Here is a 26,562-nt window from a genome sequence, read left to right on the forward strand (position 1 = left end):
TGATATACTTATATTCTTCGATAAAACAATTGGGTCTGTTGACCTTTCGATATGATTTTTGCAGCAGGTTGTGGAGTCTTTATACAAGGCATCGCTTGTGCCATGGAGTCATTCTCCATCAATAAGCGATAACGTCGTAGAAAGGCGCCACAAATGCTGCCCTTCGGGTTCGGCTAAACGCGTTTTTCTCTTTGTTGAGTGGGAGTTTGCTTAGAACGACTAGGCTACACCCCACTCGCCGCGATAAAAACGCGTTTAACTCGAACAAAATTTAACCGCGAAAGGTCAACAGACCCTAATATAACGAGATTAAATATGCCCGTAGACATTCCACAGCAAACCCTGACGGTAAAGGCCAAATGGGCCATTTTAATTGCCGACATTCTGCTATTTATCATTCTGCTTAATACCCTGCCGTTTGATGAAGGCGTGACTAAGGGCTTAAGCCTGCTGATTTTTATTGCCGTGCTGTGGTTGACCGAAGCGCTGCATATTACCATTACTGCGCTCTTGGTGCCGCTGTTAGCCGCGGGCTTGGGGATTTTAACGACCAATGCCGCCTTAAGTAATTTTTCTAACTCCATTATTTTTCTGTTTTTGGGGGGCTTTGCGCTGGCCGCCGCCTTGCACAGCCAGCAATTAGACCGTTTGATTGCCAGCCGGATTTTGTATCTGGCTAAAGGCCGATTGAGTGTGGCGGTATTGCTGTTGTTTTTTACCTCGGCTTTTTTATCCATGTGGATCAGTAACACCGCCACCACCGCCATGATGTTACCGTTGGCTCTGGGCTTATTAGCCTGCTTGGACGCAGAGCGCCATTATCGCACTTATGTCTTTGTGCTGCTGGGCGTAGCATACAGCGCCAGCATCGGCGGCATCGCCACTTTAGTGGGTAGCCCGCCCAATGCCATTGCTGCCGCTGAAGTGGGTTTGAGCTTTAACGAATGGATGGCACTGGGCTTGCCGGTCACCTTGATACTGCTGCCCATCGCCATCGCTATTTTATATGCCTTATTCCGCCCGCAATTAAATGAGCGTATTGAGCTGGCCGCCGAGCAGATTGTTTGGACCGGACAACGCAAAGTCACCTTGGGTATTTTTGCCATTACGGTATTTTTATGGGTGTTTTCCAGCCCCATTTCTGCGGCATTGGGCAACCTCAGCTCGTTTGACACCATAGTGGCGCTGCTAGCCATCGCCTTAATTGGCATTACCCGCGTGGCCGATTGGAAACACATTGAAAAACATACCGACTGGGGCGTGCTGCTGTTGTTTGGTGGCGGCTTAACCTTGAGTCATGTACTCAAAGAAACCGGCACCAGTTTATTTTTGGCGAGCTTTTTAGCGGATATGCTGGGCACGGCCAATCCGTTTGTGATCTTATTGGTGATCACCGCTTTTGTGGTGTTTTTAACTGAGCTGGCATCTAATACCGCCAGTGCCGCCCTACTGATTCCGGTGTTTGTGGCGGTGTCTGAGGGCTTAGGCTTGTCGCCGGTGATGGTGGCTTCTGTGATTGCGGTATCCGCATCCTGTGCCTTTATGCTGCCGGTGGCCACCCCGCCTAATGCCATCGTATTTGGCTCTGGCTTTATTCAACAGAAACAAATGATGCGGGCCGGTATCGTACTTAACCTAGCCTGTATTGGCGTGCTCTCGGCTTATTTTTATGCCTTCGGCTAACGCAGGTCGGCACACTGACTGATGAGCAGTAGTCCGCTGTAACAGCGATGGAAACAGGGCTTAACCCAATAATTTTTTGCAACGGAATCCACAGAAGAACACGAAGAAATAGTAATAAGTTCTGAAAGTAACGCTTATGGGTAAGGGCCAAACACAAGTGCATCAAAGAGCAGCCCTTACCCATCAAAGGCTTTTGGGGTTCCACGTCTGTTATACCCTTTTACTTAAAAAATCCGATAGCCGCTTATCCTGCGGCTATTTTTATGGTCTTCTTTAAGCGCGTTACACCCAATCTATGGCCAGTGGCGCGTACTGCCTTCCCAGTAAAGCATGCTGACAAAAGGTGTTTAATGCGACGTTTATGCTAAAAACTAAAAAGCCACACATCAACTAACAATTACCGCCTTACCAGCACAAAACTCTAAACAGAACACAAAAAGCAGCCCTAGGCACCAGCCCAGCTTACTTACACCCTTCACTATCTGGTCTTAACGCAGTGGCCGCACCAGTGGATAGATTGATTTTGCTGCTGAGGCTCCTTATTCTGCGCGCCACTTATCTATCCTTAGCGGTAAAGACCAATCAAGGAGTTATTATGAAACGAGAACAATGGGGCTCGCGCACCGGGTTTATCCTCGCTGCCGTGGGTTCGGCCGTGGGCTTGGGTAATATTTGGCGCTTCCCTTATATGGCGTACGAAAATGGCGGCGGTGCCTTTTTTATCCCTTATCTGTTTGCCATGCTCACGGCGGGCATTCCGTTTATGATTTTGGAGTTTACCCTCGGTCATAAATATCGCTCCGGTGCTCCCAAAACCCTGCGCGCCCTCAACAATAAGTTTGAATGGTTGGGTTGGTTTCAGGTGATGATCTCGGCCATGATCGCCTTCTACTACGTAGTGGTGATTGCTTGGGCTATTTCTTATGCGTATTTTGCCTTTACTCAAGCCTGGGGCGAAGACAGCAATGCCTTCTTCTTTGGTGAGTTTTTAGGTGTGGCAGACGATAGCGCGCCCTCAAAGTTAGGTAGCTTGCAATGGCATTTGTTACTGCCCTTGTGCTTGGCGTGGGCCGCAACCTACTTTGCCACTTACCGTGGCGTTAAAGGCGGTATCGAAAGAATTAATAAGATATTAATGCCGTTATTGTTTGTGATGGTGTTATTGCTGATCGGGCGCATTATCTTCTTACCGGGCGCACTAAATGGCATTAACTGGCTGTTAGAGCCGGACTTTAGCAAGATTTGGGATCTAAAAGTGTGGTCCGCCGCTTACGGGCAAATCTTTTTTACGCTCAGTGTGGGTTTTGCCATCATGCTGTCTTATGCCAGCTATTTACCTGAAAAGTCTGATATCAACAATAACGCCTTTATGACGGTATTGATGAACTGCGGCTTTTCTATGCTGGCCGGCATCATGATTTTTGGCGCTTTGGGCTATATGGCTCAAGCCCAAGGTAAAGACCTCACCGACGTGGTCAGCTCTGGTGTAGGCTTGGCGTTTGTCACCCTGCCCACCGCCATTAACTTGCTGCCCGCACCCGGTATCATGGGCCCCTTGTTCTTCTGCGCCTTAATGTTTGCGGGTATTAGCTCGCATATCTCCATTGCCGAAGCCGTGACCACGGGATTAATGGATAAGTTAGGTTGGAGCCGCCCTAAAACTGCCACTGTATTTTGTTCGGTGGGCTTAGTGGTCAGCTCGCTCTACATCACCCAAGGCGGCATCTTGCTGCTCGACTTGGTGGATTACTTCATCAATAACATCGCCTTGCTTGGTTCTTGTTTGGTGGAGTTACTGCTGGTGGGCTGGCTGTGCCGCTTATCTGACTTTAAAGCTCATGCTAATCGCTTGTCAGAATTCAGCATCGGCCTGTGGTGGACGGTGTGCATCAAGTTTGTCTCGGTTGGCATCTTGCTAATCATCTTGTCGAACAACATCAAAACCGCCTTTAGCGAAAACTACGGCGGCTATTCAAACTTTGAAGTGAACACGTTGGGTTGGGGCGTGTTGGCCTTGATGCTGGTATTGGCAGTGGTCATTAACCTTAACAGTAAGCAGGAGGTGCGCTCATGAGCACAGGCGCCATTATCATGTTAATCATAGGTTTAGGGATTACTTGGGGCGGTGCCGCCTTATGTATTCGCTTGGCCATGAAAGCTAACAAGCACTAAGCAAAGCTTATCAAGTGCCGTACGCGGCAGTAACGACGGTCAACTTCTTTGAGTTGACCGTTTTTTTATGTCAAATAGCACAGTGCAACTGTTTTTTGTGCCACGTGTTTTCGGTGAAAGGTATTGAGCTACGGTGTGGTGTTTTTGGTTTAAATATTAAATCTCAAAAATAGCCAGCTATGCTGGCCCCGCGAACAAGTTGCGGGCTACAAGAGAGAGGGCTTTTGTAGGCGTAAATTTATTCGCGCATTACTCCGCAGGTGTAAATCTTAAAACCCGCCAGCTACGCTGACCCCGCGAAGTCCTCTTCGCCGAAGAGACGGCGGGCTACAAGTGCAGTATCTTTTGTAGGCGAACACTTGTTCTCGCATTGCAACCTAGGCGTAAATCTTTCAACCATCCCGCGGCGCTGATGGGCGGGTTAGCCTTATGTTATGATGTGCCAATTTTAAGAAGTGAGTAGTAATCATGGATTGGGATCCCGATGTGTTCCAGCGTAATGCCCTGCTCGCACAACTGGCAGGCTTAATTGATATTGACCATCAGCAATGGCCAACGGTGGCCGAGCTCAATGTGCACTTAAACCCGTCATTATCCGGTGAGCCCTTGCCGGTGCGCTTTATTAATGACGCAGAATTTAATGCGCTTAATTGCTACTACGAACAAGCGGTGGCCCAAGGCTTAGTACCCACCCGCGCACAAAACTGGCATGATTTTTTTGGCGCGGTGATCTGGGCTTTATTCCCGCAAACTAAAGCTTTGCTCAGCCGTTTGCACATGGACGACATCAGCGCGTTGGGTTTAAAGCGCACCCCAAGGCGAGACCGCATTACCCATTTTGATGAATGTGGTTTGGTATTGGCAGTCACCAATAAAGCCGAGGTACAAACGCTTTTAAAACAACATGCTTGGCAAACGCTGTTTATCGAGCAACGCGACTGCTTTGGTAGCCAGTGGCAGCCGTTTATATTTGGTCACGCCATATATGAGCAAGCCTTAGCGCCTTTTATTGGCTTAACGGCCAAATGCGTGCTGATTGAGGTGGAGCCTGACTTTTTTACGCTGACACGGGCCGAGCAATATGCCCGCCTCGACCCACAGCTGGCCATTGAGCTGGAGCGCTCGGCCTTGTTTGACCGGCCTAGACCCTTGCTGCCGTTACCATTACTGGGCATTCCCGATTGGTGGCCCGCAAACGAAGACCCGGCATTTTATGAAAATCAGGATTACTTTCGCCCGGCGCGCCAGCTAAAGGGTGAAGGGTAACAAGATCAAATGACTCAAGACTATTTGCCACGCTTCTTTGTTACGAGAGTCACAGCAGAACACGGAATAATAGAGATCAGATCTGACAGTGAAAGGCAGCGCCGAGCACCGAGCTGAACAAAGGGCGCTGTTTATATGTTAGCTGGGCGCTTAGCGCTGTTACTGCTTGTCGCTCGTGAACGGCGCCGGTGCGTTTGTGGCAAAGTATTATAGGGATCTGGTCTGTTATCGCGTAGGGCTAAAAACGTAATAGATGATTTGTAAGTCGTTTTTTTTTACACTGCTCGTCTCAATACTAAAAGGAATCTGCTGTGTCTGTGGCTGACCCCGTTTATGACCTCACGTTTAAACGTCATTATTTGCATCCAAAATACTGGCCTACTTGGCTGGCCATCGCCGCATTATGGCTGTTGGCGTGGCTACCAGTGCGCGCACGCGATGCCTTTGCCGGTGCTTTTACGCCGTTACTGATGCGCTTGGCCAAAAAGCCCTGCTATATTGCCCGTACCAACATTAAGCTGTGTTTTCCTGAGCTGAGCGCGCAGCAAGTGGATGACATCTTGGCCCATTCTATTCGCGCCGGCTTGATGACGTTTATCAGTTACGGAGAGTGGACGGCCCGCAGTAAAGACTATTTGCAAAGCCGGTTTGTGGTGCAAGGCCAAGAGCACCTAGATGCCTGCTTGGCGGCAGACGAAAAAATCATTTTTATGATCCCTCACACCTGGGCCATAGATGCCGGCGGTTTGTATTTAACTTCGTTAGGCTTACCCATGTGCACCATGATGCACAGCGCTAAAAATCAGGTGTTTGACTGGTTTATTAACCGCCAGCGCGCCCGTTTTAATGGCATTGTTTACGAGCGCGATGCGGGCATTAAAGCGGTGATAAAAACCATTCGCTCTGGCAAACATTTCTTTTATTTGCCCGACCAAGACCATGGCCGAGAAGCCAGCTTGTTTGTGCCCTTTTTTGCCGAGCTTAAAGCCACCCTGCCCGCACTGCCCAAGCTGGTGAAGCTCACCGGTGCCAAGGTAATACCGGTGCTCAGCGTGTATAACACCAAACTGCATCGTTATGAGCTGATCATGCGCCCGGCCATGGCGCCTTATCCTACCGCAGATTTAGCCGCCGACACCCGCGCCATGAACGCGGAAATAGAAGCGCTGTTAATTGAATGGCCCGAGCAATACATGTGGTTTTTAAAGTACTTTCAAACCCAAGTCGATAGCGATGAAGGCCGTTATGAAGCCGGTATTCGCGCCATTAGAAAGCGCTAATGGCAGCAGCACTGGAATATTTACTCTGGGTCAGCGTGGGCCTGCTTACACTCTGGTTGGTGGGTCGTATTGATGACTGGCTAATTAAGAAAGAGCAGCGCTAAGCACGTATGTAATGTATTACAACTTAGTGTAGATCTTGTGATCAAGCCTCAAACGGTCGAATGAATTCGACCGTACAACAAGCCAGAGCTAAACCGTAACCTTGGTCGTTGCGAGGAGTGCAACGACGCGGCAATCCAGAGTTATATACCGCGCCGTTGTAGCATGGATTGCCGCGCTACGCTCGATGACCGAATAAAGCGCATCACAACCGAGCTGCGTAAAGCTAGCGCGAAAAGCTGGCCGGCTTTGCGCAGCAACGCTAAAAACAACAACGCCGAGTCTAAGACTCGGCGTTTTTTTACTTACGACATATAACCTATGTTGTCGCAAACCTAAGTCGCGGCTTAGCCTGGAAAAAACAAGAACTTGGCGCCCACAAGAATTAAGAAAACAGCAAAGCTGCGTTTAAGCGCCACGGCAGAGAGTTTATGTGCCCAGGTCGCCCCTAAGCGGGCAAAAGGCATACTGGCTAAACTTACGCCGATTAAGGCCGGTAAATACACATAACCCCACGCCTCGGCCGGCAAGCCTTCATGAGCCAACCCGTGCACCACATAACTGAGCGCGCCCACTAAAGCGATGGGGAAACCACACACCGCAGACACCGCCACCGCGCGTTGCATGGGCACCGAGCACCAGCTTAAAAACGGCACCGTGAGCGAGCCGCCACCAATGCCAAAGATACCGGACGCCCAGCCAATAACCCCGCCCACCGCTACTTGCACCGGTTTACCCGGCAGTTGTGCGCCACTCTTAGGCGCTAAGCCAAACAGCATTTGTGCCGCCATTAACCACGCAAATAACCCAATCAAACGCTGCAGTAAGGGCCCAGATAGTTTGTCCGCCGTATAGCCGCCGAGCCAAGCGCCAACCACAATGCCCACGGAGAGCATGGCCGCTAAACGCCAGTCTATGGCTTTGCGGCCATGATGGGTATGAATAGCACTGAGCGAGGTAAACATAATGGTGGCCAGTGAGGTACCTACCGCCATGTGCGTTACCAGGTCACCGCCGATGCCTTGCAATTTAAAACTGATAATTAGCACCGGCACAATAATTAAGCCGCCCCCCACCCCAAATAAGCCCGCCAAGGTGCCAGCAAAAGCGCCCAAGGCCAGATACATTAACCAAGTCATGATTGATTCCTAACGGATTGTTTTTAATAAGTGTGATATCAAATAAGTCCGACATTATGCCTGTAAAGCACAGTGATAAAAATAGGGTCTTGCAGCGCCACGTAAAACCAGCACCTCGTATCCATGCTCCAGCGTGAAAACGAAAACACCGAGCTGATGGCTCGGTGTTTGGTATAACTTGATACTCAGCGCTGTACTCACGCTAAATTTGAGTTTTTGCGCCTAGACTGATGACCACGCGCCGGTTGGTATCACGGCCTTCTGCACCTCGGTTGTCGGCAATCGGGCGGCGCTCGCCGTGCCCTTCTAGACTGATGCTGCCTTCTGGTAAGCCCAGCTCTAAAAAATAGGCTTTAATGGCTTTGGCTCTTTTTTGGGACAAGTCTTTATTATGATAAGCGGTGCCAAAACTGTCGGTGTAGGTATTAATTTCTACCTTATCGATATTAGGGTCGGCCTTCACGTATTCAGCAATCATGGCTAAGCGCTGGCTGGAGTGCTCGGTCAGCATATCGGCGTTATTCACGTAGTTGAGCACACTAAAGGCGATGTCTTCAAAACTGTAAGGCAAAAGACTGGCCTGACAATCCAAGAAAGCCGCATAGCGGGCCCGAAAGTTGACCGATGATAACCCCACGCTGGTGAGCTGGCCTTTGCGATACCAATCATCAAAATAAAAAGTCGGCCAACGCCCTTGGCTCAGTTCATCTAGCATCACCCACGCCGCCTGCTGCTCAACCATGGCATCAAACTGCTGGTAAAAGGTCACTCGTGATAAATGCTGAGCGCCACGGCCAGGTTGCCACTGTGGCGACTGACTGACGAGCGAGGCGGTTTGAGTGCGCGGCTGAGCACGCAGCGGGCTAAGGGCGAACACTAAGTTAATGTTTTTGCTCGCCTCACTAATAAAGGCGCCGGTGCCAAAGCTGGGAATGGGGTGCTCTAATCGGCACTCAATGGCCGAGTCTGCGGTAAGCCGCCATAAAGATTGATCTAAATTAGCAATATAGGCGCGGGGCTGTGCCCAAGCGGTAGTGCACAGAGTTAGCCCTGCCAGTAAGAATATGATGCGCACGCCAGCTCTCCTATAAATCGATAATATTAGTATCGGCTAAGGGCATTTATTCTTTAGGAATTTAATGGTCGCTTTTGGGGCGGATACCCGTGCGCAAGATTAGACATTGTCGCACGGGTTGCTGCAGTGGTCGTTCTTATACGGGGTGCTCAATGCCGTTTAGCTGGGTAACACAACGCCATAAGCGTGGCCGTGGTCACGAATGTCAGCGGCCAAATGTGCTTTTTCTTCTGGCGATAACCAACAGGCTTCTACGCTATTTAGCGCCAACTCTAATATATTTTCATCGCTTAAATTTAAACCTTCTTGCAGCGCCTGATAGTTCGCATTCATATAACCGCCAAAGTAGGCCGGATCGTCTGAGTTAATGGTCACGCACACGCCGGCGGCCAAAAATTGCGGGATCGGCAGCTCACTCATGTGATTAATCACTTTTAACTTCAAATTAGACAGCGGGCATACGGTGAGCGGAATACGTTCTTGAGCCAAGCGCGCCATTAAAGGCGGGTCGGTAATGGCGGCCACGCCGTGATCGATGCGCTCCACGCCTAAGATATCCAGTGCATCACGAATATAGCTGGCCGGCCCTTCTTCTCCCGCATGGGCCACCAAGCGATAGCCTTGTTCAAGGGCGGCCGCGTAAACCCGGGCAAACTTAGTCGGAGGATTGCCTTTTTCAGCCGAATCTAGCCCCACGCCAGATAAATGATGACGGAAGGGTTCCGCCAAGCCTAGCGTCTCAAACGCTGAATCTTCGGATAAATGGCGTAAGAACGACATAATTAAGCGGCTGGTTAAGCCCCATTGTTGTCGCGCTTGTTCCAGCGCGCGCACTATGCCCTCGACCACCGCCGCCATGGGCACCCCTCGTTCCAAATGCGCTTGGGGATCAAAGAAAATCTCTACATGACGCACTTTATCGGCGTGCGAGCGCACTAAATAAGCCCAGGTTAAGTCAAAAAAGTCCTGCTCGGTGAGCAACACTTGCATCCCCGAATAATAGACATTAAGAAAAGACTGCAAGTCGTCAAACTGATAAGCGGCCTGTAAGGCGCTTTCATCTAAGTAATTGAGAGTGATACCATTACGCTTTGCTAACGCAAATACCAGCTCGGGCTCCAAGGTGCCCTCTATGTGCAGGTGTAACTCTACTTTGGGTAAGTCACTGATAAAATTTGACATGGCGTTTCTCCAGAGCCATCGACCAGCTAATAGTCGCCAGCTCAATTCGACGTTAAGTTCACGTAAATAGCGCACTTAAGTAAAGTATCAACATAACAAAAATTTAACCATAAACGCCAGCACGGCGCTGGGCTAACGGTTGGAAGTGTGACCTAATAGCAAACGCCCCTTATAAAGGACCCTTTATTGATGTTTTCTTTTCTCAAGCGCCTGGTGCGCTGGCTGTTAGCCTTGGTGATTGTACTGCCGTTATTGTTGACCTTGGTGTATCGTTTTTTACCGGTACCCGTCACGCCATTAATGCTGATCCGCCTGATTGAGGGCGAAAGCTTAAGCAAACACTGGCAACCGGCACACCGCATCGCTAACTCATTGAAAGCTTCTGTGATTGCCAGTGAGGATAATAAATTTTGCCAACACAGCGGCTTTGACTGGGACGCCTTTGCCGATGTGGCAAGCGAATTTAAAAATGAAGGTAAACTGCGCGGCGGCAGCACCATTAGTATGCAAACCGCGAAAAATTTGTACTTATGGCCAGGCCGCAGTTGGGTACGCAAAGGGCTAGAGGCCGTTTATACGCCCATGCTGGAGCTGATGCTGCCCAAAGAGCGCATCATGACCTTGTATTTAAACATTGCCGAATTTGGCCCAGGTATTTATGGGGCAGAAGCGGCGGCACAAGCTTACTTTAATACTTCGGCGGCCAAACTTTCGCCTTATCAATCTGCGCTCTTAGCGGCGGTGCTACCTAGCCCTCGCCAATATAATGCCGGACGACCTTCGGCTTATGTACAAGGCCGAGCCGCCACCATTCGGTTGCGGGTAACACAGCTGGGTCCATTGCTTAGCTGCGTCAGTAAATAAACTACGCGAGCCACCTGATGGGTGGCATTGTGACTGCCCTATGAACCGGCAGCGCTCCGTAATCCATAAGATAAATAAAATAATGCAGCAAGGAGAGGTGCCGTGACTAAGAAAAATGTGATTTGTGATATTGATGGCGTCATCTTGCACAACAATGACTTGATACCCGGTGCCGATCTGTTTGTAAAGCGCCTACTCGAGCAAGGGATAAATCTGTTATTTTTAACCAATTACCCGGCGCAAACGCCCAAGGATCTGCAAAACCGTTTTTACGCCGCCGGTATTGAAGTGCCTGAGTCGATGTTTTATACCTCAGCCATGGCCACGGCGGATTTTTTAAAACGCCAAAGTGGCGAAAAAGCCTATGTAATTGGCGAAGGCGCCTTGATCCATGAGCTTTATAATGCCGGCTTCACCATTACCGACATAGACCCAGACTTTGTAGTGGTGGGCGAAACGCGCAATTACAATTGGTCGATGATACAAATGGCCGCACGTTTTGTGTCACAAGGGGCGCGCTTTATCGCCACCAATCCCGACACCCATGGCCCGAATATGCACCCCGCTTGCGGTGCCTTGTGTGCGCCTATTGAACGCATGACCGGCAAAAAGCCGTTTTATGTGGGTAAACCCAGCGCTTGGATCATTCGCGCGGCACTCAATCACATGGACGCCCATTCGGAAAACACGCTGATCATCGGTGACAATCTAAATACCGATATTTTAGCGGGCTTTCAAGCGGGTTTAGATACGGTGCTGGTGCTGACCGGCGTCAGTCAAGTCAGCGATATTGATAAAATGCCCTTTTGCCCACAGCACGTGTACGCCTCTGTGGCCGACATTGATTTGTTTTAAGCTGTTTATTTTAATCTAAGTTGTTTTAATTGGTTTTCAACGTAAGAAGAGCTCATGGATCTGATCTTTATTGTTATTGCTTTTGGCTGTGGCTTGGCCGTTTATCTCATTAACTTGCCGCCGCTAATCGGCTTTTTAGCGGCGGGGTTTGTGCTCAACGCCATGGGCTATAGCAGTAACGACACCCTAGAAACGCTGGCCAATTTAGGCGTCACGCTACTGCTGTTTAGCATAGGGCTGAAGCTGGACTTAAAGGTGTTACTGAGAAAAGAGGTCTGGGGCACCTCTTTGGGCCATATAGTGCTGTCGACCTTGTTTTTTACGCTGGTATTACTGGCCGTAAAAACCATCGGCTTTAGTTTGGCCGCCGAGCTGGAATGGCGCCAAGCCATGCTGATGGGCTTTGCTTTAAGTTTTTCGAGTACCGTGTTTGCGGTTAAAGTACTTGAAGAGCGCAGTGACATGAACACCTTTTACGGCCGTATCGCCATTGGTGTATTGGTGATGCAAGATCTGTTTGCGGTGGCATTCTTAACCATTTCTAAGGGTAAAGTGCCAAGCTTGTGGGCTTTCGGCTTGTTGGCATTATTACCACTGGTACGCTGGCTGGCTTTTAAAATTCTCGCGCGCATTGGCCACGGCGAGCTGCAAACCTTGTTTGCAGTATTTTTAGCTTTAGTGGTGGGCGCGGGCAGTTTTGAGCTGGTGGGCTTGAAAGGCGATTTAGGTGCCTTGATTATTGGTATGATGTTAGCCGGCCATTACAGCGCCTCGTCCTTAGCTAAGTCTTTGTTTAACATGAAAGAGTTGTTCTTAGTGGCATTTTTCTTGAGCATTGGCCTCAAAGGTATGCCAACGCTGGACGCACTCTGGATTGCCGCTATTTTGTTACTGGTATTACCGGTGAAAAGCCTGATTTATTATTGGTTCTATAATCGCTCACAGCTGCGTATTCGTACCTCTTTGCTGGCCACCTTTAGCCTATCTAACTATTCAGAATTTGGCTTAATTGTGGCGGCCTTGGCGGCTCAGCAAGGCTTGCTCAGTAACGACTGGGCAATAGTAGTGTCTATCGCGCTGGCCATTTCTTTTGTGGTGTCCGCACCACTGAATAGCCATAACGAAAGCTTATATCGCCGTTTAATGCAGCGTTTTAATCCCCGCGAGCACACCCAACTGCATCCCGATGACAGACCCATCGAATTAGGTGATGCCCATGTACTTATAGTGGGTATGGGCCGTATCGGCCAAGGGGCTTATATGGAGCTAGAAGCCCGCTATCCGGGTCAATTGTTAGGAATAGACAGCGACAGTAAAAAAGTAGCTTTGCTCAACGAGCTCAATATTAATGCCATTGAAGGCGACGCTTCTGACTCGGATTTTTGGGATAAAACCAGTATTAGTACCCAGGTGGAATATATTTTTCTCGCCATGCCCAATCATGCGGGTAACTTATATGCGCTGGAGCAAATTCGCCACAACCACTTTAAAGGTCGCGTCGCGGCCATTATTTGCTACCCGGATGAAGGCGCGCAACTGCGTGATTTAGGGGCTGATGATATCTTTAATATCTATGAAGAAGCCGGCAGTGGCTTTGCGCGCCACGTCATTGAGTCACATCCGTTGTAAGGATATTTATCGTTTGGTGCTTGGTGCTTGGTGCTTGGTGCTTGGTGCTTGGTGCTTGGTGCTTGGTGCTTGGTGCTTGGTGCTGAATTATTTCACCTACATCTCTATCCCGTTTATATCATTTGTTATTTTTTGGAATTTTTATCATGTTATCTCAGTTAAAACAGACTTGGTTTTTTAATATTCGCGGCGATGTATTGGCCGGCCTAGTGGTGGCCTTGGCGCTGATCCCCGAAGCCCTCGCTTTTGCCGTCATCGCCGGCGTAGACCCTAAGGTCAGTTTATACGCTTCTTTTAGCATGGCGGTGGTGATCGCTTTTGCCGGCGGACGGCCAGGCATGATCTCGGCGGCTACCGGTGCTATGGCGCTGTTGATAGTCACACTGGTGAAAGATCACGGCTTGCAGTATTTACTGGCCGCCACCTTGCTCTGTGGCGTGTTACAGCTACTGGTGGGCTATTTTCGTTTAGCCCAGCTAATGCGCTTTGTGTCCACTTCGGTGGTCACGGGGTTCGTTAATGCCTTGGCGATTTTAATTTTTATGGTGCAAGTTGAAGAGCTGATGGGCGGCAATTGGCATGTGTACGCCATGGCAGCCGCAGGCTTGGCGATTGTTTACCTGCTGCCGCTGGTCCCCTATTTAGGTAAAGTGCTGCCCTCCCCTTTAGTGTGTATCGTTATTTTGACGCTGGTCGCCGTTTACTTTGGCATAGAAGTGCCGAATGTGGGCAGCAAAGGCGAGCTGCCCAGCAGTCTGCCCATATTTTTGTGGCCCGATGTACCACTCAATTTTGAAACATTGGCCATTATTTTCCCCTACTCTTTATCATTAGCTATTGTGGGTTTGTTAGAGTCCATGATGACTGCCACCATAGTGGATGACTTCACCGACACCCAAAGTGATAAAAACCGCGAATGTAAGGGCCAAGGTATCGCCAACTTAGCCACCGGTTTACTGGGCGGCATGGCCGGCTGTGCCGTGATTGGCCAGTCAGTTATTAACGTCAAATCCGGCGGTCGAGGCCGATTATCGACCTTGGTGGCCGGTGTGGTGTTATTGCTAATGGTGGTGTTTTTGGGCCCTTGGGTATCACTTATCCCGATGGCGGCCTTGGTGGCGGTAATGATAATGGTGTCTATTGGTACCTTTAGCTGGAGCTCTATCGTAAACATTAAGTCCAACCCGCCCAGCTCCAGCATAGTGATGATAGCCACCGTGGCCGTGGTGGTGTATAGCCATAACTTGGCGTACGGCGTCTTGGTGGGCGTATTATTAAGTGCCTTATTCTTTGCCCATAAGATCAGTCGCCTACTCACGGTAACCAGTAGCCAACCGATAAAAAACGCGCGCAACTACCAAGTGGTCGGCCAAGTATTTTTTACTTCTAAGGATCAGTTTGTGGCCGCCTTTGATTTTAAAGAAGTGCTACAAAAAGTAAGCATTGATGTGAGCCGCGCGCATTTTTGGGATATCAGTGCCATCGCCGCATTGGATAAAGTGGTGTTAAGCTTTAAACGCGAAGGCGCAGAAGTGGAGATTATCGGCCTTAATGAGGCCAGTGCTACCTTAGTGGATCGCTTTGGTCTGCATCAAGACGCTAAGACTACGATTAAGCTAACCGACCAGTAAGGAGCGCGAGCATGAGCACTCGAGCAAACATAAGCACCCGCTCATACTTGGCCCAAGGAGAGTAAATATGACCGCAAATGTAATCGCCTGTATTGATGGCTCGCGTTATGCCAACGCCGTGGCCGACGCCGCCACTTGGGCCAGCCTGCGTCTAGCAGCCCCTCTGCATTTATTGCATGTGCCGAATAAAATATCGGCACCGGTGCCAGCCGATTTAAGTGGCAGCATTGGCCTGGGCAGCCAAGAGCAATTATTGGCACATTTAAGTGAGCTGGATGCCAAGCAAAACAAGCTCTCTAGTGAGCGAGGCCGATTGCTGTTGGAAGCCATTCAAGCACACGTGCTCAAAGGCGGCGTGTTGGCAAACCCTATTCAACGCCACGGCGACTTGCTCGAAACCTTAGTAGAGTTTGCCCCCAGCACCCGGCTGGTAGTGCTAGGCCGACATGGAGCAAACTCAGCGGCGGACTCCCCACACTTGGGTCGCCATGTAGAAGCCATTACCCGCAACTTGCGCTGCCCGATTTTACTCACTAAAGATTACTTTAAGGCTCCTAACAAGGTGCTGTTAGCCTTTGATGGCAGCGCCAGCACCCGCCAAGCGGTAACCTTGCTCGCCAGCAGTCGTTTATTAGTGGGGCTGGAGGTGCATATCATTTTCGTGGGTGAAAATAGCGACGCCCACCAAGAGCAACTCAAGTGGGCCAGTGCATTATTACAACAAGCAGAGATGACACCGGTGAGCCGTATTTTACCCGGTCCCGTTGAAGAAACCTTGGCAGAATATCAAGCCGAGCAAGGTATTGAATTAATGATCATGGGGGCTTACGGGCATTCTCGGATCCGTCAATTACTGCTCGGCAGCACCACCTTGGCCATGATCAAGCAAGCCAAAGTACCCTTGCTTATCTTGCGCTAAAAACGCAAACCACCAGAGAATAACGCTAAACGGCGTCATTCTCTGGTTTTATGACAAGATTATGAAACTTGATGCCAACCCAGCCACAAGCCGTTTAATGTGTGCTACATTGATTTTAGATCGGAGCCCCCGCGATTCTTGTATGTAAAGTCAATAACTTATCATCGGGATGAACCACATGAAAACAAATGTATTAGCCTGTATTGACGGTTCCAAACACACCACCACAGTGTGTGATTATGCAGCCTGGGCCAGCAGTCAGCTGGGTGCCTCTTTGGTGTTATTGCATGTTTTACCCAAATCCGAGCCCACTATGCTATTTAGCATCAGTGGTGCTGCCAGCCTTACTCCACAAGATAACATTACTCAAGAACTGGTTGACCTTGACCAAAAACGCGACGCTTTGGCCAAAGAGCACAGCCGCCAAGTACTGGAGCAAGCCAGCAATCATGTAGCAAGCAAGGGTTATGCGCCGCCACGTACCATACAGCGCGTGGGTCGACTGGTTCATGAAATTGAACAATACGACGATTATTGCCAGTTACTGGTGATGGGCCGCCAAGGGGCCAACGAAGACGATCACGTGGGCCGCTTAGGTAGCCATGTAGAACAAGTTATCCGCACCACTGACAAGCACTTATTGCTGACTTGGGATGCGTTTACGCAGCCTCAAAAAATCATGCTCGCCTTCGATGGCAGTGACACCACCCGCAAAGGCGTGGATATGCTGGCGTCGTCTTTACTGTTTCGTGGCTTAGAATGCCATTTAGTGATGGTAGCCAGCCCAGATCCCCAGAACTTAGAACAGTTAGAATCTGCACGACTGCAATTAGAAGTGGCCGGTTTAAACGTCACCTCGGCACTCTTGCAAGGTGATGTGAAGCAGAACTTACTGGATTATCAAGACAAGCAAGGCATCGACCTAATGGTGATGGGCGCGTATGGCCACTCCCGCATCCGCCAGTGGTTACTGGGCAGTATTACCGACTTGATGTTGAAAGAATCCACTAAGCCATTATTGATATTAAGATAAGTGATCTTAAGATAACCTGATTACGTATGACCCTCAGCCATGATGTGCGCTGTTTTGGTTTGTTCTTTTCTCGTATCCATACCCTGCTGCGATATCAATACAAGCAGGGTGCAGCAAGGCTATCTCTTTGCGGTAGAGGCCGCTTTAGCTGGCCGGTTTTACGCAGTAAAACAAGAACCTACAAACCACATCAATGTTAAACGAGGTGTGTTTTGTAGGTGCCTTTGTCAACGCCGTGCGGTTTGAAGATCTTGGTGGCGCTCCGCGCCACCGGCCAGCTAAAGCGGCCTCTACGGTGCAACGTTGTGAAATTTGGCGTGGTTGTGGGCCTTGAACGTATGGCCAGTAGGATAATCGACATGTCTACCTGTAACATATTGAATTAATTGATAATGAGTTTACTGAAACATAGCTGAGCTTTGTGGGTAATCAGGTAAGATAAAGACTTATTTGCCACGCCTCTTTGTTGCGTGAGGCACGGAAAAAGAAAGACAAGTCCGAAGAATGATAAATCATTAAGGGTAAGATCTTACCTCCTAAAAGCTCTATCACTCTTGCTGAATTTCGTGCGTTCCGTGTTCTTCCGTTGCAAAAACAGCTCTAGACTTTAGTAACTAAAGACTTAAAAAAACCAAAACACCCCAGCGGGCTTAGCTCGCTGGGGCGTTTTTACTTAACGTGTTACTTAAATAAGACTCGCTTACAGCACGCCTTTCTCACGCAAGTACTCTTCGTAGCTGCCACTAAAGTTACGCAGACCATCTTCAGTCAACTCGATAATACGTGTCGCCAATGATGATACAAACTCACGGTCGTGAGACACGAAGATCAAGGTGCCAGGATACATTTCAAGGGCCATATTTAGTGACTCAATAGACTCCATATCCAAGTGGTTGGTTGGCTCATCCATCACCAAAATATTTGGCTTTTGCATCATCAACTTGCCAAACAGCATGCGACCTTGCTCACCACCGGACAACACCTTCACTTTCTTTTTGATGTCGTCTTGGCTAAACAGTAAACGGCCTAATACGCCACGAATGCTTTGCTCATCGTCGTCGGCTTGCTGCCACTGACTCATCCAATCGAACACCGTAATGTCCATATCGAAGTCGCTGGCGTGATCCTGCGCGTAGTAACCAATTTTAACGTTTTCTGACCACTTACAACGGCCGCTCATGGGCTTTAATTCGCCTACTAGAGTCTTTGCCAGTGTGGTTTTACCAATACCGTTGGCACCCAAAATCGCGATGCGCTCGCCCACTTCAACCAACACATTGAGGTCTTTTAACAGCACATTGCCGTCGTAGCCTTGGCACATGTCTTCCATTTCGAGCACGTTACGATACAGCTTCTTCTCTTGCTCAAAACGCATAAAGGGGTGTTGACGGCTGGAAGCTTTTACTTCTTCCAAGACGATTTTGTCGATCTGCTTGGCACGTGACGTTGCCTGACGCGCCTTAGAAGCGTTGGCACTAAAGCGCGCCACAAACGACTGCAAGTCGGCAATTTGGGTTTTCTTCTTGGCGTTATCAGACATCAAACGCTCACGGGCTTGGTTAGACGCCAGCGTGTAGTTGTCGTAGTTGCCCGGATAAACGCGCAGCTCACCAAAGTCCAAATCCGCCATATGAGTACAGACACTATTTAAGAAGTGACGGTCATGGGAAATGATGATCATGGTGCTGTTACGCTCGTTCAGCGCGCTTTCTAGCCAGCGAATGGTGTCGATATCCAAGTTGTTGGTCGGCTCATCGAGCAGCAACACTTCTGGATCCGAGAACAAGGCTTGTGCCAATAACACTCGCAGCTTTAAGCCCGGTGCCACTTCGCTCATGGGGCCGGTATGCTGCTCTAGCGCTATGCCTACGCCTAATAACAGTTCACTGGCACGAGATTCGGCAGTGTAACCGTCGTATTCGGCCACTTCGCCTTCAAGCTCGGCGGCACGCATGTACATTTCGTCGGTGGCTTCAAGGTTGGCATAAATCGCATCGCGCTCATGAAGAGCGGCCCACAATTCAGTGTGGCCCATCATCACCACGTCCAACACTCGGTACTCTTCATAGGCGAATTGATCTTGGCGCAGCTTACCCAGACGCTCATTAACATCCAAGCTCACGTGACCGGCGCTGGGGTCCAGATCGCCACCCAAAATTTTCATGAAGGTAGACTTGCCACAGCCGTTGGCGCCAATCAGGCCATAACGATTGCCGTCGCCAAATTTAACGGAGATATTTTCAAACAGCGGCTTAGCGCCAAATTGCATGGTGATATTGTTGGTGGAAATCAAGAAGCAAACTCACAATTAACGAACGAAGAAGACAGGCGTGTACGCCGAAGGAGGATAATGATACCGACAGTCGAGGAAAAGTTCAAAGAATGGGCAAATTTATCGCGTTAAATACCTACCTCCCAAACCAGAGTGCGCCGCCGCGCTGATTAAATATGCATAAGCCCAGTTTTTTTATACTATATGGCTATATTTGAAGTCGCTATATTTGAAAGCACATATTTAGTCACCCTAGGGAGAGTCAGGTGCAAGAGACCCACATTAACCGCCAGCTATTAAGCGAAGTAGAAGCCATCGCCCGTGCGGCAGGGGCTGCCATCATGGATATTTACAGTCGCCCGATTGCGGTAACTGAGAAAGCCGATCAATCGCCACTCACCGAAGCTGACCAAGCTGCCCATCATTTAATTGAGCAGCGATTGAGCCTGTTATCCCCCGCGTTGCCGGTATTATCGGAGGAAGACACCGCCGCCTTTGCCGGTGCCGATGCCCAAGGCCGTTATTGGCTGATAGACCCACTGGATGGCACCAAAGAATTTATTAAACGCAACGGCGAATTCACCGTTAACATCGCCCTTATCGAGCAAGGTAAGTCGGTATTAGGCGTGGTGTATGCGCCCGCATTAGCAGTTTGCTATCGCGCGGCCGTGGGGTTAGGTGCAGAGAAGATTGACGCCGCGGGCCAACTTACGTCACTTAAAGTCACTACTCATCAAGCAAGCAGCCCGTGGCGCTTAGTGGGCAGTCGCTCTCATGCCGGTGACGCCATGCCCGCACTGCTCGCCCAATTAGGCGAGCATGAATTAGTGCCCATGGGCAGTTCGCTTAAATTATGCTTAGTGGCCGAGGGCAGTGCCGATGTGTACCCGCGCCTTGGTCCTACATCCTTATGGGATACGGCAGCGGCGCAGTGTGTGGTTGAGCAAGCGGGTGGTAGTGTGGTGCAGTTAAATGGCGAGACGCTCAGTTATGCCAATACCAAGCAGTTACTTAATCCCTACTTCTTAGTGCTGGGCAAAAACCAGCAAGATTGGCCGTCATTATTTTTAGATAAATAGACAACAGCGCCAAATCTGACAGCAATGTTGAATGCTAAATTTTTAATGTTGAATAACGGATAAGACAAACAAAAACACCGAGCCTAAACTCGGTGTTTTTTCCTCACGCCTCACACAGAAATTATCTCGCCACTAATACGTCACAGGGCAAATTACTTAAGAAAGCGGTGGCCACGCTGCCGATCAGTAAACGACTGATGCCTTGGCGGCCATGGGTGCCAAGAACTAACAGCTGCGGTCTGTGCAAGTCTACGGCTTCGGTTAAGCGCTGCTGGGCATTACCGGTCAGCACTTGGCTTTCAATGCGGCTTTGGTCATCATCCGCTAAAAAATACGCCATTTCGCTGGCGACCTCTTGTTCTAAGCGCGCCTTTTTCTCGGCTAATAGCGTGTCCAGATCGTCTTGGTCGTAGCGTACAAAGCCCATAAAAGGCGGATCGCAAACGTGCACCAGCTTCACCTTCGCCTCCGGCGCCAGCCATAAACCGGCTTGCAGCGCATGATGAGAGCTGCGTGAAAAATCCGTGGCGGCCATCACCTGCAGATAAGGCTCAACAGAGTCAGTGCTCACCATCAGTAGCGGAATATCGCAGTGACGTAACAAGCGCTCTGCCGTGGTGCCCACAAATAAATCCCGCAACGGCTCAATGTGATGACGGCCAACAATTAATAAATCCGCGTGTGACTGGCTAATATATTTCGCCAGTGCCTGATGGGGCTTACCCAAGATCACTTGATAGCAACTGTGGGCTTTAAGCTCCGCTGGCAACAACTCAAACAAAGACTGCAGCGCGGTTTCTGCCGCTTGCTTTAGCCGATGGCGCACCGAGATTTCCACCATGGGCTCATACAGGGTCAAAGCATCATCCACCACATGCACTAAATGCAGCTTGGCCTGCAAGCGCGCCGCAAGTTCCACCGCCCTTTTCACGACTACAGTAGAGCCAGATTCCAAATCGATTGCAGCTAGCAGCGTTTTCACATTTACGTTCCTTGTCTCAAAATACTGTGATGCCAAAGGGCTGATTACCTTTCATTATTACTCAGCATTCCCCCTTTGGCAGATAAAAGCAAATTATGCGCTAAGGCCGGTTAGCGGCAGGCTTAATAGAGAAGACATTGGCTAAATACGCGGCAATGTAACCGGCTTTTATTCTCCTACTGCCTGCTTTGGTTTACACTAGCCACTCTTTGAATGCCCAGTTAGGAGTTTGAGTGTTAACAGCAGAAACTGCCATGCGTTGGCTTAGCGCCAGCTACATAGAACATTACGTGTGTGAAAACTGTCACGGCATTCATTTATCTGAACTGCAGGAGCTGGAAGGCGTGTTGGAAAGCCGGCTGTTTGTGGAGCAAGAAGGTGCACTGTTAACCAGCGAAATCGAAATCAGACCCACGGCGCTTTTGGTGCTGGTGGCTGAGTTAGGCCGTCTCAACATGAATTATCCTAGCCTTAAAGTGTTTGTCGATATCGTAGACGATAATCTGCCGCGCTTAATCGTCGCCGATTACATGCACACCCAAGCAGGACTCGATGAATCTCAGTTTACTTGGATAGTGCAACAAACGGTGATGGCCACTCAGCAGTTATTGTTTGAGATCGGTGAGCTGGGCTTTTTAATGCACGACGAAGAACCCAGTAAGTTGCCCTCGGCGGTGCACTAACCCCACTGTGAGTCATAACCAAACGAGCCTAGTCATCGCATCTAGTGAACATGAGCTAGTAAACAAAAGCTGATGCATGAGTGCTTATCAAGCACTAGGCTCGTTTGAGTAACATATTAAGCGCCAGCGTAGCACCCTCCCCCCACTCAATTTAGCTATCCTTCCTTTCCGATCTTCCCTGTTCGCCCTCTTTTCCTAAAAAAAGCTAATAATACCATTCTGTAAACTAGCTGATCTGTATTATCACTCTTAGTAAATACAACACCTAAAGTCAGGCTGGACGGTATTTTGTAGTCTAGCGCTTCAGCTGCCAGTCCCGTCTCAGCGGGAATGTTTAATAAAGCCTTCTTGCTTTGCAAAACCCACAGCTGAAGCGTGGGACTACAAGGGCGGCACTTATCTTTGTGATTCGCTTAAACAGGCCGCTTCTTTACTTAGATTGGTATAAGCAAAACGGCTTATTCGCACATACAACACGCTGTGATTGCCCGCAAGTATCGTCTAAGACCAATCTAAGTAAGCGCCGAGCTCAAGCTCAACACCGATCTGCCCTATGCCGTCTTACCGGGCCCGTCTCGGTATCTGCTTTTGCTTTAAAACCCTCAAACGAGATCCGCGTCAAGATTTCGCGTTAGCTTTACGCCACTCTGCGCTCTGTTGTTATGTGTCTTTGTTCCGTCTTGCGAGCGTAGCGCGGCAATCCATGCTACAGCGGCGCGGTATATAACCATGGATTGCCGCGTCGTTGCACTCCTCGCAACGACCAGGTGAGGTGTTGGGCTCTGGCCTTTTGTAGATCCTGAGTTTCGTCAGGGTGACGGCGTAAAGATAAACGCCAGCCCCGTCTTTACTATAAAAATATTTTCAGATCTGATTACTATTTTTCTGTGGGTTTCGCGGATTTCGTTGCAAAAGACCTTGATCAGTTAGTTTTACAGACTGGTATAACTTGGCCAATACCGAGATATATTGATGGCAAAAACTCTCAGTGACCAGTTAATCCTGAGCTAGCCAAATCTTTGTTTAATCTACATTTTTTGTATTCAAGCCGTATAAGGGCTATGTTGATGACTGTCGTGGCCGTTGACGAGCTGGCCGCAGTAAACAATCAGAGTTAAGCACGAGCAATGCAGACGCGCTGCACATGCAAATTTTCTTTCTGGCTACCCGAGTCGCTATCGGTGTTAATAGGCGCTCTTAAAAAATGGGGTGCACACCTGGAGGGTTAAACGTGAATGCAGTTGTAGAACTTGAATTAGATTTTACCAACATCATAGAAGCGTTAGCAGGGCCTGGCATTGGTATTTTCCCTGACTTTATTGATAGCAATATTGTGGCCAGCTTACGCCACGACTTGCTTACCTTGCCTGCGAGCGAGCTCACTCCCGCGGCCATTGGCCGTGAACGACACCAGCAAACCAATGAGCGTGTGCGCAGTGATAAAACCCGCTGGCTGGAAGGCGACACCCCGATTCAACTTTATTATCTGTCTTTGATGACGCGTTTAAAGCAGGCGTTAAATCGACAATTATTCTTAGGCCTCAAAGATTACGAGTGCCACTATGCCCTGTATCAATGCGGTGACTTTTATAAAAAGCATCTGGATGCCTTTCGTGGTCGCGGCAACCGACGCATCACCACAGTGCTTTATCTTAATGAAGATTGGCAAGCCACTCAGGGCGGTGAATTATTAGTATACCCAGAGCAAGGCGCGGGCGTGCTGCATCGTATCTTGCCCACCGCCGGCACCTTGGTGTGTTTTTTATCGGAAAACTTTCCTCATGAAGTACTGCCCGCCCATCGCGATCGCATGAGTATCGCCGGCTGGTTTCGCATTGACGATCCCATAGCACCGACCTTGTATTTATAAGTAGGATTTAGCAGCGACCATAAAGCATGGCTTTGCCAACTATTTACTGACTATTTGTTCAGGATTTATACAAAGATGAGGCATTTTTAAAAACCTTACCATTTGTAGGTCATTTACTTCTGCTTTGGCAGCGCAATATGCTAGGGTGACGCATAAACCAGTTTCGAATGAGTTAGCGTGATAGATCTCGATCCCAGCGTCTCCGACCTGCCTGTTGAACGTATAATGCACCGCGGTCTGCTTACCTGCAGCCCAAACACGCCTATTTTTGAGGCGGCACAACGTATGGCCCATCGCCGCTGCAGCTCCATGCTGATTATGCAAAACGAAACCGCGATTGGCATTTGGACCGAGCACGATAGCTTACGCCTCGACTTTAATGATCCCCCCTCCTTGCAGCGTCCCATTAGTGAAGTGATGAGCCACCCGGTGAGCAGTGTGTCCTTAAGTGCTCGCGCTTCAGAAGTGGCGCAACGCTTTAACGATGAAGCGGTGCGCCATTTATTGGTCATCGATAACTTAGGGCGCCCGCAAGGTATAGTGTCGCAAACTGACATAGCGCTGAAACAAGGGCTGGAGTTATATCTGAGCTTGCGCACCATTGATGAAGTGATGGATAAAGCGCCTTTGGTGTTAGCGGGCAGCTTAACGCTGGGCCAAATAGCACCTTTAATGCTGGCACACCAGCAAGATGCCGCCGTGGTGCAGTGCTCAGCTCAGGAATACGGCATTATTACTGAGCGCGACATGGTGCGCTTTGTAGCGCACCACCCCGGTAACACGCCGCTGAGCGAGCTGGCCAGCCGCCCTTTACTGACCATCTCGCCCCAAGACTCTTTATTGCGCGCACGCGACCTGCTCATTGATAATCAGCTGCGCCATTTAGCGGTAAAAGATAATGACAGTCATACCATTATTGGCCTGCTGGGTTTTCGCAATATTTTAGAAGGCGCCGACCAGCACCGCGTGCAAGAGTTACGCCACGCCATGCAGCTGCGCGATCAAACGCTACAGCATCCGCATCTCAATTTACAGCTGGCCGAACGCGTGATTGCCGCCTCATTAGAAGGCGTGATCATTACTGACGCTCACGGGCGGATCGAATTTGTAAACCCCGCCTTTACCCATACCACTGGTTATTCACCAGAAGAGGTGATGGGCAAGACCCCGGCAATATTATCTTCAGGGCGCCATGATGCCGCCTTTTATAACCGTATGTGGCAAACCCTGAGTCAAGACGGCTATTGGCGCGGCGAAATTTGGAACCGCCGTAAAACGGGCCAGTTGTATCTGGAGCTGCTCACCATTACCAGCATTCATGATGAAGCCGGTAATGTTACTCATTTTGCCGCCCTGTTTGCCGACATTACTCATATTCGTGAAAACGAAGACCAAATTCGCAAGCTCGCGTATTACGATGCTCTCACCCAACTGCCTAATCGCCGCCTGTTAGAAGACAGATTGGAGCACGCAGTGCGTCATGCCCATCGCCATCAACAGCGCTTAGCTGTGCTGTTTATCGACCTGGATCATTTTAAACAGGTGAACGATAGCCTCGGTCATGCGGCGGGGGATGAGCTGCTGCTCGAGGTGTCCAAACGCATGGCGGCGCGGTTGCGCGAAGACGACACCTTAGCGCGCTTAGGCGGCGATGAATTTATTGTGTTGTTACCGGATTTAACCGACGCCGATGAAGTGACCGCCATCGCAAGACGGCTGATAGAGGCCGTGGGCCAGCCGGTATTATTGAATAATCAGCAATTTAGGGTCGGCTGCAGCGTAGGCATTAGCCTGTATCCTGACGATGCCAGCAATGCGCAGCAACTGTTACAGCACGCGGATGCCGCCATGTATCGCGCTAAGCAAGAAGGCCGCAATGCCTACCGCCTCTTTAGCACCAGCTTGGATGTGCGCGAGCACCGCTGGCTGGCGATGGAAACGGCGCTGCGCAATGCGCTGGACACCGGCCTTGGCTTAAATTTGCATTATCAGCCTTTGGTCGCACGTGATACAGGGCGCTTAGTCAGCATAGAAGCATTGGCACGCTGGACGGACCCATCGTTTGGCCCAGTTTCACCAGGGGATTTTATACCGCTGGCCGAGCGCACCGGCCTTATTCAACCTTTAAGCCAATTGTTAATGCGCACCGTGGCCACCCAGTTACGCAGTTGGCTAGACAGCGGCTTAACGCCGGTACCGGTGGCCGTCAACTTGTCTGCTCAGCAGTTTTGGCATCAAGATTTAATCGCCGATATCCAAGCCTTATATCAAGAATACCGACTGCCTGCGGGCTTATTAAGCTTTGAGCTCACCGAAAGCATCTTGCTGGATAAACAACAGCAAGCCATCACCATTTTAAATGCCTTGCGCCAGCTCGGTTGTCAGATTGCCATGGACGACTTTGGCACCGGTTACTCGTCGTTAAGCTATCTACACCAATTGCCCATCACTACCTTGAAAATCGATCAAAGTTTTGTGCAACAACTGGGCGAAAATCAGGGTAGCGAAACTATCTTGGCCGCCATTACCGGTATGGCCCAAGGGTTAAAGCTGAAAGTGGTGGCTGAGGGCGTGGAAACCCAAGCCCAACGGGAGGCGTTAGCTAAATATCACGTGGATCTGATCCAAGGCTACTTGATCAGCCGACCACTACCGGCGGATACATTGCGCGCGCGCTACCTCGCCTAAGCAGCAGCGAGCTAATTGAAAAACCGTTGAGGTAAAAACCCACTCTTGTAGAACAGGAGTGGGGCTTTTAACACACTCGGCTTTATCACGGGCGATGCTCATTTGGTCCCGACCCCATTCCCCAGTCAATCGGGGCGATAGTGCCCCGACTTTACGTG

20 protein-coding genes are annotated in these 26,562 nt (G+C 49.7%); 15 read left to right on the forward strand and 5 right to left on the reverse strand.

Translation table 11 applies throughout. The features are described from left to right. Positions 1 to 315: 315 nt before the first annotated feature. The 5 genes from CBP31_RS00520 (at position 316) to lpxM (ending at position 6,401) form a co-directional block, all read left to right on the forward strand. Positions 316 to 1,683 (forward strand): SLC13 family permease, encoded by a 1,368-nt coding sequence (locus CBP31_RS00520; protein WP_087034385.1) that lies wholly within the window; start codon positions 316 to 318, stop codon positions 1,681 to 1,683. A 595-nt stretch (positions 1,684 to 2,278) separates the two neighbouring features. Beyond that, positions 2,279 to 3,757, forward strand: a complete 1,479-nt coding sequence (locus tag CBP31_RS00525) for a sodium-dependent transporter (protein WP_087034386.1) — start codon at positions 2,279 to 2,281, stop codon at positions 3,755 to 3,757. Then, the gene (locus CBP31_RS00530) at positions 3,754 to 3,855 is read left to right on the forward strand and encodes a MetS family NSS transporter small subunit (RefSeq protein WP_087034387.1); all 102 of its coding nucleotides are present in this window, start codon (positions 3,754 to 3,756) and stop codon (positions 3,853 to 3,855) included. Before CBP31_RS00525 ends, CBP31_RS00530 begins: the two co-directional genes overlap by 4 nt. A 468-nt stretch (positions 3,856 to 4,323) precedes the next feature. After that, on the forward strand, positions 4,324 to 5,121 hold the full coding sequence (locus CBP31_RS00535) for a DUF3025 domain-containing protein (RefSeq protein WP_087034388.1): 798 nt from the start codon (positions 4,324 to 4,326) through the stop codon (positions 5,119 to 5,121). Between the two features lie 311 nt (positions 5,122 to 5,432). Further along, a complete protein-coding gene (gene lpxM, locus CBP31_RS00540; RefSeq protein WP_087034389.1) occupies positions 5,433 to 6,401 on the forward strand; it encodes a lauroyl-Kdo(2)-lipid IV(A) myristoyltransferase in 969 nt (322 codons plus the stop codon). Positions 6,402 to 6,850: 449 nt separating this feature from the next. Here the strand turns inward: lpxM and CBP31_RS00545 are convergent, their stop codons facing one another. From CBP31_RS00545 to CBP31_RS00555, 3 genes are all read right to left on the reverse strand, one after another. Then, a complete protein-coding gene (locus CBP31_RS00545; protein WP_087034390.1) occupies positions 6,851 to 7,642 on the reverse strand; it encodes a sulfite exporter TauE/SafE family protein in 792 nt (263 codons plus the stop codon). 202 nt (positions 7,643 to 7,844) lie between these two features. After that, complete coding sequence (locus tag CBP31_RS00550) at positions 7,845 to 8,717, reverse strand: flagellar protein MotY (RefSeq protein WP_087034391.1); 873 nt, start codon at positions 8,715 to 8,717, stop codon at positions 7,845 to 7,847. Positions 8,718 to 8,876: 159 nt separating this feature from the next. Further along, the gene (locus CBP31_RS00555) at positions 8,877 to 9,899 is read right to left on the reverse strand and encodes an adenosine deaminase (RefSeq protein WP_087034392.1); all 1,023 of its coding nucleotides are present in this window, start codon (positions 9,897 to 9,899) and stop codon (positions 8,877 to 8,879) included. 189 nt (positions 9,900 to 10,088) lie between these two features. Between CBP31_RS00555 and mtgA the strand changes: the two genes are divergently transcribed. The 6 genes from mtgA to CBP31_RS00585 all read left to right on the forward strand — a co-directional run bounded on the left by mtgA (position 10,089) and on the right by CBP31_RS00585 (position 16,830). Beyond that, positions 10,089 to 10,763 carry a monofunctional biosynthetic peptidoglycan transglycosylase gene (gene mtgA, locus CBP31_RS00560; RefSeq protein ID WP_087034393.1) on the forward strand — a complete coding sequence of 225 codons (675 nt, stop codon included), beginning with the start codon at positions 10,089 to 10,091 and terminating at the stop codon, positions 10,761 to 10,763. A 102-nt stretch (positions 10,764 to 10,865) separates the two neighbouring features. Continuing rightward, complete coding sequence (locus tag CBP31_RS00565) at positions 10,866 to 11,618, forward strand: HAD-IIA family hydrolase (protein WP_087034394.1); 753 nt, start codon at positions 10,866 to 10,868, stop codon at positions 11,616 to 11,618. A gap of 54 nt (positions 11,619 to 11,672) precedes the next feature. Further along, a complete protein-coding gene (locus CBP31_RS00570) occupies positions 11,673 to 13,247 on the forward strand; it encodes a cation:proton antiporter family protein (RefSeq protein ID WP_087034395.1) in 1,575 nt (524 codons plus the stop codon). Positions 13,248 to 13,393: 146 nt separating this feature from the next. Beyond that, a complete protein-coding gene (locus tag CBP31_RS00575) occupies positions 13,394 to 14,878 on the forward strand; it encodes a SulP family inorganic anion transporter (RefSeq protein ID WP_087034396.1) in 1,485 nt (494 codons plus the stop codon). Between the two features lie 67 nt (positions 14,879 to 14,945). Further along, a complete protein-coding gene (locus CBP31_RS00580; RefSeq protein WP_087034397.1) occupies positions 14,946 to 15,797 on the forward strand; it encodes a universal stress protein in 852 nt (283 codons plus the stop codon). 178 nt (positions 15,798 to 15,975) lie between these two features. After that, positions 15,976 to 16,830, forward strand: coding sequence for a universal stress protein (locus tag CBP31_RS00585; RefSeq protein WP_087034398.1), 855 nt, complete (start codon positions 15,976 to 15,978; stop codon positions 16,828 to 16,830). A gap of 700 nt (positions 16,831 to 17,530) precedes the next feature. Here CBP31_RS00585 and CBP31_RS00590 read toward each other — a convergent pair. Beyond that, positions 17,531 to 19,123, reverse strand: coding sequence for an ABC-F family ATPase (locus tag CBP31_RS00590; protein ID WP_087034399.1), 1,593 nt, complete (start codon positions 19,121 to 19,123; stop codon positions 17,531 to 17,533). Between the two features lie 245 nt (positions 19,124 to 19,368). Here CBP31_RS00590 and cysQ point away from each other — a divergent pair, with 245 nt between their 5' ends. Further along, entirely contained in the window at positions 19,369 to 20,181 is an 813-nt protein-coding gene (gene cysQ, locus CBP31_RS00595; protein WP_174664619.1) for a 3'(2'),5'-bisphosphate nucleotidase CysQ, read from the forward strand. 121 nt (positions 20,182 to 20,302) lie between these two features. On the opposite strand, the gene CBP31_RS00600 is transcribed toward cysQ, so the two are convergent. Further along, entirely contained in the window at positions 20,303 to 21,163 is an 861-nt protein-coding gene (locus CBP31_RS00600; protein WP_087034400.1) for a universal stress protein, read from the reverse strand. A 254-nt stretch (positions 21,164 to 21,417) separates the two neighbouring features. On the opposite strand from CBP31_RS00600, the gene CBP31_RS00605 reads away from it, so the two are divergent. From CBP31_RS00605 to CBP31_RS00615, 3 genes are all read left to right on the forward strand, one after another. Beyond that, positions 21,418 to 21,846, forward strand: a complete 429-nt coding sequence (locus tag CBP31_RS00605; RefSeq protein WP_087038546.1) for a YbjN domain-containing protein — start codon at positions 21,418 to 21,420, stop codon at positions 21,844 to 21,846. A gap of 1,231 nt (positions 21,847 to 23,077) precedes the next feature. Further along, positions 23,078 to 23,716: a 2OG-Fe(II) oxygenase gene (locus CBP31_RS00610; protein WP_227875072.1), complete on the forward strand. Its 639-nt coding sequence runs from the start codon at positions 23,078 to 23,080 to the stop codon at positions 23,714 to 23,716. Between the two features lie 177 nt (positions 23,717 to 23,893). Beyond that, the gene (locus CBP31_RS00615; RefSeq protein ID WP_227875073.1) at positions 23,894 to 26,404 is read left to right on the forward strand and encodes an EAL domain-containing protein; all 2,511 of its coding nucleotides are present in this window, start codon (positions 23,894 to 23,896) and stop codon (positions 26,402 to 26,404) included. Positions 26,405 to 26,562 lie beyond the last annotated feature (158 nt).

The sequence above is a fragment of the Oceanisphaera profunda genome (assembly GCF_002157895.1).
In the GTDB taxonomy this organism is placed as follows: domain Bacteria; phylum Pseudomonadota; class Gammaproteobacteria; order Enterobacterales; family Aeromonadaceae; genus Oceanimonas; species Oceanimonas profunda.